General features: G+C 50.7%; 13 protein-coding genes. 9 read left to right on the plus strand and 4 right to left on the minus strand.

Annotated features, from left to right (window positions below):
- Positions 1–67 precede the first annotated feature (67 nt).
- The 5 genes from argG to JTN23_RS04785 all read left to right on the plus strand — a co-directional run bounded on the left by argG (position 68) and on the right by JTN23_RS04785 (position 5433).
- The gene (gene argG / locus JTN23_RS04765) at positions 68–1273 is read left to right on the plus strand and encodes an argininosuccinate synthase (RefSeq protein WP_247232762.1); all 1206 of its coding nucleotides are present in this window, start codon (positions 68–70) and stop codon (positions 1271–1273) included.
- On the plus strand, positions 1273–2256 hold the full coding sequence (argC, locus tag JTN23_RS04770; protein WP_247232764.1) for an N-acetyl-gamma-glutamyl-phosphate reductase: 984 nt from the start codon (positions 1273–1275) through the stop codon (positions 2254–2256). The genes argG and argC overlap by 1 nt, the downstream gene beginning before the upstream one ends.
- A 150-nt stretch (positions 2257–2406) precedes the next feature.
- Positions 2407–3549, plus strand: coding sequence for an aspartate aminotransferase family protein (locus JTN23_RS04775; RefSeq protein WP_247232766.1), 1143 nt, complete (start codon positions 2407–2409; stop codon positions 3547–3549).
- 180 nt (positions 3550–3729) lie between these two features.
- Positions 3730–4686 carry an N-acetylornithine carbamoyltransferase gene (locus JTN23_RS04780; RefSeq protein ID WP_247232768.1) on the plus strand — a complete coding sequence of 319 codons (957 nt, stop codon included), beginning with the start codon at positions 3730–3732 and terminating at the stop codon, positions 4684–4686.
- An 18-nt stretch (positions 4687–4704) separates the two neighbouring features.
- Positions 4705–5433, plus strand: coding sequence for a DUF72 domain-containing protein (locus JTN23_RS04785; RefSeq protein ID WP_262918443.1), 729 nt, complete (start codon positions 4705–4707; stop codon positions 5431–5433).
- A 6-nt stretch (positions 5434–5439) separates the two neighbouring features.
- Here the strand turns inward: JTN23_RS04785 and JTN23_RS04790 are convergent, their stop codons facing one another.
- The 4 genes from JTN23_RS04790 to JTN23_RS04805 form a co-directional block, all read right to left on the minus strand.
- Positions 5440–6537 carry a site-2 protease family protein gene (locus tag JTN23_RS04790; protein WP_247232771.1) on the minus strand — a complete coding sequence of 366 codons (1098 nt, stop codon included), beginning with the start codon at positions 6535–6537 and terminating at the stop codon, positions 5440–5442.
- 233 nt (positions 6538–6770) lie between these two features.
- The gene (locus JTN23_RS04795) at positions 6771–7226 is read right to left on the minus strand and encodes a DUF3299 domain-containing protein (RefSeq protein ID WP_247232772.1); all 456 of its coding nucleotides are present in this window, start codon (positions 7224–7226) and stop codon (positions 6771–6773) included.
- A 132-nt stretch (positions 7227–7358) separates the two neighbouring features.
- Entirely contained in the window at positions 7359–8588 is a 1230-nt protein-coding gene (locus tag JTN23_RS04800; RefSeq protein WP_247232773.1) for an ABC transporter permease, read from the minus strand.
- Positions 8589–8590: 2 nt separating this feature from the next.
- Positions 8591–9217, minus strand: a complete 627-nt coding sequence (locus tag JTN23_RS04805; protein ID WP_247232774.1) for an ABC transporter ATP-binding protein — start codon at positions 9215–9217, stop codon at positions 8591–8593.
- 177 nt (positions 9218–9394) lie between these two features.
- Here JTN23_RS04805 and JTN23_RS04810 point away from each other — a divergent pair, with 177 nt between their 5' ends.
- The 4 genes from JTN23_RS04810 to JTN23_RS04825 all read left to right on the plus strand — a co-directional run bounded on the left by JTN23_RS04810 (position 9395) and on the right by JTN23_RS04825 (position 12969).
- Positions 9395–10477, plus strand: a complete 1083-nt coding sequence (locus JTN23_RS04810) for a C40 family peptidase (RefSeq protein ID WP_247232775.1) — start codon at positions 9395–9397, stop codon at positions 10475–10477.
- Positions 10478–10676: 199 nt separating this feature from the next.
- The gene (locus JTN23_RS04815; protein ID WP_247232777.1) at positions 10677–11699 is read left to right on the plus strand and encodes an outer membrane beta-barrel protein; all 1023 of its coding nucleotides are present in this window, start codon (positions 10677–10679) and stop codon (positions 11697–11699) included.
- A 64-nt stretch (positions 11700–11763) separates the two neighbouring features.
- Entirely contained in the window at positions 11764–12420 is a 657-nt protein-coding gene (gene porG, locus JTN23_RS04820; RefSeq protein ID WP_247232778.1) for a type IX secretion system protein PorG, read from the plus strand.
- Between the two features lie 6 nt (positions 12421–12426).
- Entirely contained in the window at positions 12427–12969 is a 543-nt protein-coding gene (locus tag JTN23_RS04825; RefSeq protein ID WP_247232779.1) for a DUF2911 domain-containing protein, read from the plus strand.
- Positions 12970–13018 lie beyond the last annotated feature (49 nt).

Genomic DNA, 13018 nt, shown 5'->3' on the forward strand with positions numbered 1-13018 from the left:
GCGAGGTTTTTTCATTCAGGACCCATCTTAATAAATCAAGTTAACCATACATTACCATCGAAGTAAAATGTCACAACCAAAAGTAGTATTAGCATTCAGTGGAGGTTTGGATACCTCGTTTTGTGTGAAGTACCTCGCCGAAGACAAAGGCTATGAAGTACACTCTGTACTGGTAGATACCGGTGGATTTTCGGACGAAGAACTCAGGACCATTGAAGCTAATGCCTATGCGCTGGGTGTAAAGCAGCACGCTACGATCGATAAGACGAAAGACTACTACGAGCAGTGCATCCGCTACCTGATCTTTGGTAATGTTCTCAAGAACAACACCTACCCGCTCTCGGTGAGTGCCGAACGGATTTTTCAGGCGGTAGCCGTAGCTGAGTATGCTAAGGAGATCGGAGCCAAAGCTATCGCTCATGGTAGTACGGGGGCCGGTAACGATCAGGTTCGTTTTGATATGGCATTCCGCATTATTACTCCTGATGCCGAGATCATCACGCCTATCCGTGATCTGAAACTGTCACGCGAGGCGGAGATCGAGTACCTGACCAACAAGGGTGTAAACCGTGAGTGGCACAAAGCAGCGTATAGCATCAACAAAGGACTTTGGGGTACATCGGTAGGTGGTAAAGAAACACTGACTTCGGAGAAGTACCTGCCCGAAGAGGCATGGCCTACGCAGGTTACGAAAACTGAGCCGGAGACCATCACCCTTGAATTTGAGAAAGGTGAACTGGTAGGTGTAGCCGGAGAAAGATTCGAAAATCCGGTACAGGCTATTCAGAAACTGTCGGCCCTGGCCCAGCCTTACGGCATCGGTCGTGATATACACGTGGGTGATACCATTATCGGGATCAAAGGCCGCGTAGGATTCGAAGCAGCGGCTCCTCTGATCATCATTAGAGCCCATCATACCCTCGAGAAACATGTCCTGACCGAACAGCAACTCTACTGGAAAGAGCAACTATCCAACTGGTACGGCGGATTGCTCCACAAAGGGCAATTCGTAGAGCCGGTGATGCGCAACATCGAAACCTTCCTGACCGATACCCAGAGCCACGTTACTGGTAAAGTACACGTTCACCTGGCTCCTTACCGCTTCCACGTCGAAGGTATCGAATCAGCTTACGACCTGATGTCATCAGTATTTGGTAGCTACGGCGAAATGAACAACGCCTGGACCGGCGACGACGTACGTGGCTTCTCAAAGGTAGCTTCCAACCAGGCTATGATCTACCAGAAAGTTACTGAATTAGCTGAGAAGAAATAATGGCACAGGTACATATAGGTATAATAGGCGCAGCCGGTTATACAGGAGGGGAGCTGCTCCGCATCCTGATCAACCATCCCCAAGCTACCATCGCTTTTGCGCATAGTAAAAGCCAGGCCGGAAAGCCTGTTCATGCTACGCATACAGACCTGATCGGAGATACAGATCTGGTTTTCTCGGGAGAAGAAATTTCGGCCCTGTTGGGTCAGGAAGGGCTGGATGTGATCTTTCTGTGCTCAGGGCATGGTGAGTCGAAAAAGTTTCTGGCGGAGTACACAGTACCTGATTCGGTCAGGATCATCGACCTGAGTACAGACTTCCGTGACGAATCCGAAGGCTTTGTATATGGTTTGCCTGAGCTGCAGCGTGATACCATCCAGCAGGCTACCCGTATCGCCAACCCTGGCTGCTTTGCTACCAGTATAGAACTGGCACTGTTACCGCTGGCCCATGCAGGTTTGTTGAAAGAGGCGGTACACGTAAGTGCCATCACGGGTAGTACCGGAGCCGGTCAGGCCCTGAGTACTACTACGCACTTCAGCTGGCGCAACAACAATATGTCCATCTATAAGGCTTTTACGCATCAGCACCTGAAGGAGATCCGGATGAGTCTGACCAAGCTGCAGGAAGGATTTGGTGAAGCCATCAACTTCATCCCTTACCGTGGCGACTTCACCCGGGGTATCATGGCTAATGTGTATATGCCCTATGAAGGTAGTCTGGAAGAGGCACTTGAGCTGTATCGCAGCTACTACGCTTCGCATCCGTTTACACACGTAAGTGTGGCGGCCATAGACCTGAAGCAGGTAGTCAATACTAACAAGGGACTACTACACGTAGAGAAGCACGACGGACAGCTCCTGATCACCAGCGCCATTGATAACCTTACCAAAGGGGCGTCGGGACAAGCCGTTCAGAACATGAATCTGCTCTTCGGCCTACCCGAAGATGCAGGCCTAAGACTGAAGGCGCCAGCGTTTTAGGGGAGTGTATGAGTACAAAGTTTATGAGTCGATGAGCGGCCGCCGCCACGGTAAAAAATAAAATTTATTGCTAAAAGCTCATCGACTCATTCGCTACCGCCGCAGGCACTCATAAACTCTTAATCTCATAGACTCATAAACTCCAAGAAAATGTCACAGCTATTCAATGTATACCCCCTTTACGATATAGAGCCGGTGAAGGCTCAGGGCAGCTACCTGTGGGACACCCATGGTACCCAGTACCTTGACCTGTACGGTGGTCACGCGGTTATTTCTGTCGGGCACTGTCATCCCTACTATGTAGAGATGCTGACGAAGCAGCTCAATTCGATTAGTTTCTACTCCAACTCGGTAAAGATATCCCTGCAGGAAGAGCTGGCGGAGAAGCTGGGAGCCCTTTCCGGCTACCCTGACTATCAGCTTTTTTTGTGTAATTCCGGAGCGGAAGCCAATGAGAACGCGCTGAAACTGGCCTCTTTCCACAACGGCCGGACGAAGATCGTAGCTTTCAAAAAAGGTTTTCATGGACGTACCTCCGGTGCCGTTGCGGTAACGGATAATCCTTCTATCGTAGCGCCTATCAACTTCAATGAGCACGTTTCGTTCCTGCCCTTCAATGATGTGGAGTCAGCCGAAGCGAGTATCACCGACGAGACCTGTGCGGTAATCGTAGAAGGTATTCAGGGCATAGGAGGTATTCATGTTTGTACCGACGAGTTCCTGCAGACACTCCGTCGCAAGTGTGACGAAACCGGCGCCATCCTGATCCTGGACAGTGTGCAGTGTGGCTACGGACGTACAGGCAAGTTCTTCTCGCACCAGTTCAGCGGTATCCATCCTGACCTGATGACGATGGCTAAGGGTATGGGTAACGGCTTCCCGATCGGAGGGGTACTTATCTCTCCCAAATTCAAAGCCAGCTACGGCTTGCTAGGTACTACCTTTGGCGGTAATCATCTGGCTTGCGCCGCGGGAGTAGCGGTACTGGATATTATGAAAGAGGAAGGACTGCTCGAGAATGCCGCCCAGATGGGAGAGTACCTGTTCAATGGCATACGTGAGGTAGGAGGGTATAAGGAGCTACGCGGACGCGGCCTGATGATCGGTATTGAGTATGGCTTCCCGATCAAAGCCCTGCGTGACAAACTGCTCTTCGAGCATAAGATGTTCACCGGTGTAGCCGGAGCCAATACCATTCGTCTGCTGCCTTCATTGGCTATTGGTAAAGAAGAGGCCGACGCTTTTCTGGAAGCACTGGCGGCGGAGGTGAAGCAAGTATCGAATGTCGGCTAGTAAGCAGTACATTCATTATATACTTGTTTAGGAAGAGGAGAGAAGCTGATAAAAATGAAAGCGAGGTACTGGTAGCCTGCTTCTGATTATTAGAGCTATTTCTCCTCTTCGGCTAAAACAGCGGAAGCAAATCCTGGTTCAAAAAGTAAATAATTCGACAATACGAAATCGCAAATACCAATGAAACACTTTCTCTCTATCCACGATGTACAGGACCTGAACAACCTTATTACCGGGGGTATCATTGCCAAGCGTAATCCGTTTGCGGACCAGCTACTGGGCAAGAACAAAACCATCGGTCTGTTGTTCTTTAACTCGAGTCTGCGTACCCGGCTAAGTACCCAAAAGGCCGCGCAGAACCTGGGACTGAACGTGATGATGATGAACGTAGGCCAGGATAGCTGGGGCCTGGAACTGGAAGAGGGAGTGGTCATGAATGGCGATAAGGCTGAGCATGTCAAGGAGGCTGCTGCCGTAATAGGTCGCTACTGCGATATCATTGCGATACGTTCTTTTGCAGAATTGAAGGATCGGCAGAAAGATTACGCCGAGCATATATTTCAGCAGTTTAAGAAGTACTCTGGGAGACCTATTGTCAATCTGGAGTCGGCTACGCGCCATCCTCTGCAGTCACTGGCCGATTGCATCACTATAGAGGAGCACAAAACGAAGCAGCGCCCCAAGGTGGTACTGACGTGGCTGCCTCATTTCAAGCCGCTCCCGCAAGCCGTGGCCAACTCATTCTGTGAGTGGATGAACCACATGGATGTGGAGCTGGTCGTGACGCACCCGGAAGGCTATGACCTGGCACCGGAGTTTGTAGGCAGGGCACAGGTAGTCTATGATCAGAACAAAGCCCTGGAAGGCGCGGATTTTGTATATGGTAAAAATTGGTCATCGTATCAGCAGTACGGACAGGTACTCACGCAGGACCACTCCTGGATGATCAATGAGGCCAAGATGGCGCTGACGGACAGCGGCAAGTTTATGCACTGTCTGCCCGTACGTCGCAACATGAAAGTAGCCGATGAAGTACTGGATGGTCCTCGTTCACTAGTCATCGACCAGGCGGCTAACCGTGAGTGGTCGGCGCAGGCTGTACTGAAAGAAATACTAATAGGACAACTGGAAGAGTAGCAACGTAAACATACGCGTATGGGTATACACATCGGAACATCAGGCTGGAGTTATGATCATTGGCAAGGTGTGTTATACCCTGAAAATACGCCCGTAGCGAAGCGTCTTCACTACTACATTCAGCATTTTCAGACGGTCGAGCTCAACAGCAGCTACTACCACTGGCCCCGCGAGCAGACCTTTGCCGGCTGGCGGGAGCGGCTGCCCGAGGGGTTTCAGCTCACGGTCAAGGCACCGCGTGGACTTACCCACGCCAAGAAGCTGTATAGTCCTGAGCCCTGGATTGAGCGCATCAAGAACTGTTGGCATACTCTGGGTGAGAGACGCGCTATCTTTCTGGTGCAGCTATCCCCGCACTTTGGCTGTGACTACGACCGGCTGGCTTACTTTCTGGAGAAGATGCCCAAATGGATCAAACTGACGGTGGAGTTCAGGCATCCGAGCTGGCACCAGGAGTCTATCTTTAATCTGCTGGAACAGCACCAGGTAGCCTACTGTATCATGAGCGGAGCCAAACTACCGTGTATACTGCGCGCTACGGCTCCTTTTGTGTATATCCGTATGCACGGACCGGATACCGAGTGGCTGTACGGAGGCTCGTACTCTGATAATGACCTGCGCTGGTGGGCGGATCGCTGCCAGGAGTGGGAGGCCAGCGGAAAAGATGTATATGTCTACTTCAATAATGACGGTGGAGGCAATGCCGTCCGCAATGCCTTTACCCTGCGGTCCTTTGTAGGAAGGTAGGATAGTTTACCCCTGCCTTCGGGTGTCCCTGGCCCGGGATGCCTGCTGTACCATCAGGAATTCTACTACGTTTTCCGGATCAATGGCTCCGACAATCTGCCCGCTTCTCCTAATAAGAGCGAAGCCCTTCTTCTGGCTTTGCATCATCTGCCATGCTTCTTCCAGCGGCATTTTATCCTCCAGGTACAGAATGTCCGAATCCATCACTTCTGATAAAAAAGCGCCATTACCCTTCTGAGCCAGACCTCTGATAATGGCCTCACGGGTAAGAGTACCTACCGGTTCCTTAAAAGCATCAAGTACCAGAAAGTTACGGTTCTGACTGTCGAGGAGCAGCCGGACCGCATCCTCTACCAGGTCGCTCTGGTGCATGGTGGGGTACTCAGTCATACTGACCTCACCTACCGTATGCCCCTGAAACATAGTAGTAGTCTGGACATGCGTTGATTCCTGCTGAGCACCCAGAAAGATAAAAAGTCCGATAAAAATCAGGAATGGATTGCCAAAAAAGCCCAGAATCACAAAGCCAATAGCCAGTAGTTGCCCAATCGAAGCGGCGATGCGGGTAGCTTTGCTACGTTCCATCCGGAAGGAGAGGAGTGCCCGAAGTACCCGGCCCCCATCCATCGGAAAAGCAGGAATCAGGTTAAACAGAGCCAGCCAGCCGTTAATAGCCAATAGGTTGATCAGGAAGTTGGACTCATTGATCGTAACCATTCTGGTCAATTCATCGGTATTTTCCGGAAAGCGTACGAAAGGAACCAGAACCAGCATAATCAGCAGGTTTACCGCAGGTCCCGCCAGGGCAACGGCCAACTCCTCCGAAGGTTTCTCCGGAATCCGTTCCAGACTGGCTACTCCCCCTATGGGGAGCAGGATAATATCACTGGTAGGTATACCATACCGGCGGGCCGTGAGGGCGTGACCCAACTCGTGGAGGATCACACAAACAAAGATGGCCAGAGTGAAAGCTACAATCCAGAAGGTCTCGGTGGTGCCCCGGCTGATGTTGGAAAATATGATCCACAGCAACAGTATAGCAAAGGTCCAGTGGATGGAGAGGCGTATGCCGGCAATACGACCCAGCTGAAGTGAATATTTCATAGTGGAAAATCTAGCGTCTTACAAATAGCTTTTAGAGTTGTGTATAGTACTGTATATAACTGAAAGCGGGAAGATTAGTTAGATCTTCCAACTTTCAGTTAAGGGCTTAGCAGCTGTATATTCACTGACTAAAATCTGATAGGGCTATAAAAAAATATGCCCCACCTGACCAGGTGGGGCATATTTGTAATTAATTCTTTATTAGAATTTTATCTGTATCAGGTACCTGGAGCTTACATGGTATCCGCTACTTCGGCGTTCTCCAGGATGTAGTTCATCTGATAAATATCATCGGCGTTGAGCTTGAGAGTACCCTTGAAGGTCAGACGCTCGTCCGTTTTGAACTTGCGGGTATTCTTCTTGAACTTCAGGGACATCACTGATTCAGGGCCGGCTCCACCGCAGAAGAAACAGGCACTGTACGGGAAGGCCGACAATACATACAGGTTAGCATCCAGATCTACCGGAAGTACATAACCGGTGATGGATACCTCTTTGCCACTGAGCTTCTGTACACCCGGCCCGAAAGTAGGGTACAGCATATATACCTGCTCGGCTTCGTACCACTTTTTCTTGAAGGTTACATCACGTAGCGTTTCCCACGAGAGCTTGACAGGCGCGCTAGATGGCGTGAAGGCCATGAGTGATACTACGAGTAGGGGGAATACGATCCAGCGAAGTAGTTTCATTTTAATTATATTTTAGGTTGAAGTCTATTACTCTGAGCGTGACTCTGTTGGTTAGTAAAGGACTTTTATCAATTGTAACAAATTTATAACGAATACAGTACAAGAAGCAAGATAGTTCATCCAATATACCTCTTAGTCCTGCGCCAGCGTACGCGAAATACTCAGGCGGTACACGCCCAGCGAAGGTAAGGCTGCCGCCAGTACTCCAATGGCCAGAGCGCCCGCCAGAAGCAGTAGTTCTTCGGGAAGTAGAGCCATACTGCTGAAAGAATAATGGAAGTCCTGCTCCGCGGCCTGGCTAAACAGCCACAGTCCCAGGTGACTCAGCAGTACCCCTGCTACGTATCCCAGCAGCGCCAGGATCAGCCCCTCCAGCAGCAGCATTCCGAAGAGCCGGGTACGGGTAGCGCCCATAGACAGCATCAGGGCCATTTCGTACTTTCGCTCCTTGAGCGAATTGTACAGGGAGATAAATACACTGGCTCCGGCAATAAGTATAATGACAAAGGCCAGCGCTCGTAGTGTATCAATACCAACGCCCAGCAGCGAAAACAGCCGGTTGATCTCAATACTGGGTAGGGCTGCCTGCATGGGCGTATTGGCATTGACCTGGCGGGGCAGCGCCAGCAGGCCCATCGGGTTTCGGAACTGGATCAGTGCACTGGTTACTTCCCTTTCCTGTGGCTGGGGCATGGTTTCTTCGTGGTCGTGCTCACCCTCTTCAGCATCGTGTGCGGGCGCATCGGCATGGTCATGAATAGCCCACACACTGCTCAGGTCGGTCAGGATGAGCTGGTCTATGACGGAGCCGCTGGATTCAAATACGCCTACTACCAGGTACTTGCTGTCGCCGTGCTCGTCACCTTCTCCATCCAATCCGTGCGCGCTGGCAAAGGTATCACCTACTTTCAGGCCGGTAGCACCGGCTACCTTACTTCCCAGTGTTACTTCCAGAGGTTTCTCAAACAGTTTACCCGTGCCGACAGCGGCTTCGAAATGCTTTACGTACGTGGGCGTAGTACCTACAATGCGGTACCCCTGGTAGTTGTCGCCCATCGAGAGCGGTATGACCGTCTTGACGAAGGGATTCATCTTGAGCTTATTCACCTCCGACAGCGGTACGTTGCCCGTAGGGGCGTCAATCTGGTAGATACTCGAAAGAATGAGCTGGAGCGGGCTACCCTTGGCCCCTACCACCATATCTATGCCCTTGATATTTCGCCGGAACTGCTCGTCGAGCTGCTTGTTGAGCAGCAGCAGCAGCGATATCATGCCAATCCCCAGCGTAAGCAGCAGTACACTCAGAAAGCTGTTGAGTTTTTTATCTTTTATATTAGCCCAGCTAATCTTGATGAGGTTCATGGTTATAGGGAAATCTGATTGGAAAATTCATCTTTCAGGCGCTGGTCGTGCGTCACCACTATGAGGCTGGCGCCGATCTGGGCCGACTGCGCTTTCAGTAAGTTCACTACCTTCTGGCAGTTTTCGTCGTCCAGGTTAGAGGTAGGCTCATCGGCCAGGATAACCGCCGGATTGTTCATCAGGGCCCGGGCTATACTGACCCGCTGCTGCTCTCCCTGGCTTAGTTCGTGTGTTTTCTTTGAGAGGTGCTCCCCAAACCCAAGCTGGTCGGCCAGGTAGGCAGCCTTGTTTCTGTCCTGACTGCGCCCGGCCAGATAGTTCGATAGCAGGAGGTTTTCGAGTACCGTTAGTGAGCTGACAAAGTGGGCACGCTGGTAGATGATACCAATCTTGTTGGCGCGTACAGTAGCCGTTTGCCCGGGCGACAGGCTACGTATTGAATGACCATCTATGATGATATCACCGGATTCAGGAGTAAGCAGCAGGGCCAGGATGTGCAGGAGGGTGGTCTTGCCCCGTCCCGATTGACCCAAAATAAGTAAAGCTTCCCCGTCGTTGCAGAGAATATCCGGAAAGCTGAATTTTTTGTGGGGGGAGTATGAAAAAGAAAGGTCTTTGCTGGTGATCATACGTTGGCTAGGGCTGCTTTTTCACAAAGTAAATAACTTTTGCTTGCTAATAGCCCCACCTACCGCATTGGTACCCTAACTTTACCTGTCTCTAACTAGTGGCATATGAAATCTATCCTATTACTTTGCCTGCTTATGGGCTTGACCGGATTGGCCCTGGCTCAAAGCAATACATCTATGCAAGATATAATTGACGAAGTACGTCAGCAGTACGCCCCGGACCGCCGGGTGGCGGTGTTTCAGATAGAAGCTGACGATAAGGGGGTACTTACCGGCAAAACCAACCTGCCCGAAGCGAAGCAGGCATTACTGGCCCGCCTTCAGAAAGCAAAGCTCACAGCGGAGGACAGGATAGAGATGCTTCCGGCCGAGGTACTGGGTGAGGAGATATACGGCGTAGTTCGCGTTTCGGTAGCTAACATACGCTCACAGCCACGCAATGCGGCCGAGCTGGCCACGCAGGCCCTGTTGGGAATGCCTCTCAAAGTGCTGGACAAGGATCAGGGCTGGTACCTGGTGCAGACCCCCGACCAGTACATAGCCTGGATAGACTGGGGAGGACTGCAACGGATGAACAAGGCAGCGTTTGATGCCTGGACCCAATCCGAAAAAGTAATCTACCTGCGTCCCTACGGCTTCTCTTACGAAGCCGCCGATGCAGATGGTCAGACGGTATCGGACCTGGTGGCTGGTGATGTACTCAAGCTCAAAGCCGAAGCCGGAGAATACTTCCAGGTGGAGTACCCGGATGGGCGTACTGCCTACATACTCAGAAGTGAAGCCAAACGCTATCATGACTGGGTTGCCTCCTTATCTATCTCAGAAGATAAACTAGTCAATACCGCTAAGCGGATGATGGGTATTCCTTATCTGTGGGGAGGTACTTCGTACAAAGGTATGGACTGCAGCGGCTTTACCAAGACTATCTACTACCTCAACGGCTGGGTACTACCACGCGATGCTTCCCAGCAGGTACACTCGGGAGAATTGGTAGATACCGCGGCTGGATTTAGTAATCTGCGGCCGGGGGATCTGCTTTTTTTCGGAACCAGGGCGGGCGAAGGTACTTCCGAGAAAGTAACGCACGTAGGGATGTGGATCGGCAATAATGAATTTATACATGCGTCCGGTCAGATCCGTATCAGTAGCCTGAATCCCAACGCACCTAACTATGATGAGTTTGAACTGAATCGCTTTTTACGGGCCAAGCGGCTACTGGGGAATCAAAAAGGAGTAACTAACCTGAAAGAAGGACAGTAACCGAACGAACCAATCGCCTTCTTTTGAGTTATCAACAGGGACTGAGAGGAATGGTATACTAATTGCACTATTTTAATTTTGCCGATCACACAATAAATGTGGGGCCAGCAAATAAAGTATAGTGAAATACGTTGAGAAGGTGAGATAGCAACGCTAAACCAATTAACTAATCTATTTTTGCCGAAAATAGCTTTATCGTATGAATAACATTTTCGCTAAAGGCCAGCTTTCTGGCTTAAAAGGGATGATCGGCATAGCACTTTTGGGGCTACTGACGATTACGGACGCGCAGGCGCAGTTTAGAAGGAGCAATTTTATGCCTTACTCAAGTGTAGGGCTGGGTATAGGTACCTCAAGCTACTACGGAGATTTGGCTCCTTACGGTCGCCCCCTGGTCTCTACTTTTGAGCTCATGCGCTGGCACGTAACGGGTAACTACACCCGCCACTTCACACCCCGTTTTGCCGGGCGGGCTTCTTTTACATGGGCACGCATAGTAGGTGATGATTTTACGCTGAACAACTCGGGTCCTCAGTTCGGAAATGCTTCCTTTGCCCGTAACCTGCACTTCCGAAATGACCTGAAGGAGTTTGCCGTTATGGGTATTTACAAGATTATACCCGATGGCCGTAGTGCAGATCGTCGTCCTTTGATAAGCCCTTACTTATTTGCAGGTCTGGCGGCCGTGGCACACAACCCGATGGCCCGTACGCCTGAGTTGGATGGGCGTCAGTGGGTGCGTCTGCAGCCACTAGGTACCGAAGGGCAGGGAAACCCTAACTACCCAAAGCCATACTCACTGGTACAACTGGCTATCCCGGTGGGGTTCGGGATACGTTACAAGATTCACCCCAAGTGGGATGTATCGGCCGAAGTGGGCTTCCGCTTTACCACAACCGACTACCTGGATGACGTAGCCGGAAACTACGCCGATCCGGCTGTACTTAAGGATGAGCGGGCACGCGCCATGGCTAACCGTTCCGCTGAGCCTATCGCGGCCCGTAAAGGTGGCGACCGTACCGAAGGACTACGCCGGTTCCTAGAGGGGCCGCCATACAACATCGAAACAAACGATCCTTTTGGAGCCATCCAGGGTACTAACTATGGCGCTCCGGGTTCACCCCGTGGCAATAGTCCTAGTCTGAATGATACCTATATGCTGGGTACTATTCATATCAATTACATCCTGGGAAGTACTATCAAGTGTCCACCGTTGAAATAAAAATCTGACCATTTTGCAAGCAATACATAAGTCAAAGGGCACTCGATACCTACAGCTATTAACGGTGGCTGTAGGTATCGGACTATTGTGCCTATGGGGAGAGCGCGCTTCCGCTCAAAAGATTGAGATAGGAGCCAGTGTAGGAGGACTTAATTATAAAGGTGATATTGCTCCTAACTTCAACTTTCGATTTTTCAGGCCCGGCGGCAGCCTCTTCTTCCGCTATAATGTCAGCCGCTCGGTTACGTTTCGGGCTGAGGGGCTCTACGGCGGTATTAAGGCAGATGACCAGTATGCTAAGGACCCTTTCCAGCAGGCACGTAACCTGTCCTTTCGTACCCGCATTACCGAAGCCAATCTGGTTACGGAGTATAATTTTCTGGACTACGTTAACCGCCGCTCAGCCCTTAACTGGACGCCCTACGTTTTCGGGGGGATCGGCTATATGGGCTTCAGACCTACACCCAAGACGGCCGATTACAGTACCAAAGGATGGGTACTTCCTTTTGGGGTTGGCGTAAAGTACCAGATCCGCCGTCCGTGGAATGTAGGACTGGAAATAGGTACCCGTAAGACATTTACCGATTATCTTGACAACTTAGGAGGTGAGATCGTGTCAACGAATAAGTTGGATCAGGGTGATCCGTCCCGTAAGGATATGTACTACTACGTTGGTTTCTCAGTAAGTTATACCTTTTACCGTATAGTTTGCCCCGAATAAAAATACATGAACAGACCTCTATTAATTAGTGCTATAGTGGTCGTGGGTTTGGTGGTTGCGTTTATAGCCTTTCGAAGTTATACCAAGTCATTGAGTCCGGAGGCGGTGGCTGAATACAGTCAGGATGGACTTAAAATAACAGTCAGTTACAGCCGTCCTTCCAAGAAACGGCGGTTGATATTCGGGCTTGAAAAGGATAATGCCCTGGTTCCTTATGATAAAGTATGGCGTACCGGAGCCAACGAAGCTACGGTCATCCAGTTCAATAGGGATGTAAGTGTAGCGGGTAAACCGGTCAAAGCCGGTACCTATTCGCTTTGGACCATACCCGGACCTGCCAAATGGAAAGTGATCCTGAACAAGGAAACCGGACAATGGGGAACCAGCTACAACGACGGGCAGGATGTGCTGAGGCAGGAGGTTGATATACGCATACGTCCCCAGGTAGCCGAACTATTTACTATTTATTTTGAGGGCCAGCCCAACGGAGCTAATATGGTACTACGGTGGGATCAGACCGAAGCCATCGTGCCTGTTCGGACGCTCTGAAGCAGTACTACATCATACGGCCCCGACTGACCGATTTGGAACATTGATT

This window comes from Telluribacter roseus (assembly GCF_017355915.2).
Classification (GTDB): Bacteria; Bacteroidota; Bacteroidia; order Cytophagales; family Spirosomataceae; genus Telluribacter.

Bases quoted from the DNA above. Each gene is read 5' to 3' on its own strand.
- argG (WP_247232762.1), top strand. From the start codon at position 68: ATGTCACAACCAAAAGTAGTATTAGCATTCAGTGGAGGTTTGGATACC.
- argC (WP_247232764.1), top strand. From the start codon at position 1,273: ATGGCACAGGTACATATAGGTATAATAGGCGCAGCCGGTTATACAGGA.
- JTN23_RS04775 (WP_247232766.1), top strand. From the start codon at position 2,407: ATGTCACAGCTATTCAATGTATACCCCCTTTACGATATAGAGCCGGTG.
- JTN23_RS04780 (WP_247232768.1), top strand. From the start codon at position 3,730: ATGAAACACTTTCTCTCTATCCACGATGTACAGGACCTGAACAACCTT.
- JTN23_RS04785 (WP_262918443.1), top strand. From the start codon at position 4,705: ATGGGTATACACATCGGAACATCAGGCTGGAGTTATGATCATTGGCAA.
- JTN23_RS04790 (WP_247232771.1), bottom strand. From the start codon at position 6,537: ATGAAATATTCACTTCAGCTGGGTCGTATTGCCGGCATACGCCTCTCC.
- JTN23_RS04795 (WP_247232772.1), bottom strand. From the start codon at position 7,226: ATGAAACTACTTCGCTGGATCGTATTCCCCCTACTCGTAGTATCACTC.
- JTN23_RS04800 (WP_247232773.1), bottom strand. From the start codon at position 8,588: ATGAACCTCATCAAGATTAGCTGGGCTAATATAAAAGATAAAAAACTC.
- JTN23_RS04805 (WP_247232774.1), bottom strand. From the start codon at position 9,217: ATGATCACCAGCAAAGACCTTTCTTTTTCATACTCCCCCCACAAAAAA.
- JTN23_RS04810 (WP_247232775.1), top strand. From the start codon at position 9,395: ATGCAAGATATAATTGACGAAGTACGTCAGCAGTACGCCCCGGACCGC.
- JTN23_RS04815 (WP_247232777.1), top strand. From the start codon at position 10,677: ATGAATAACATTTTCGCTAAAGGCCAGCTTTCTGGCTTAAAAGGGATG.
- JTN23_RS04825 (WP_247232779.1), top strand. From the start codon at position 12,427: ATGAACAGACCTCTATTAATTAGTGCTATAGTGGTCGTGGGTTTGGTG.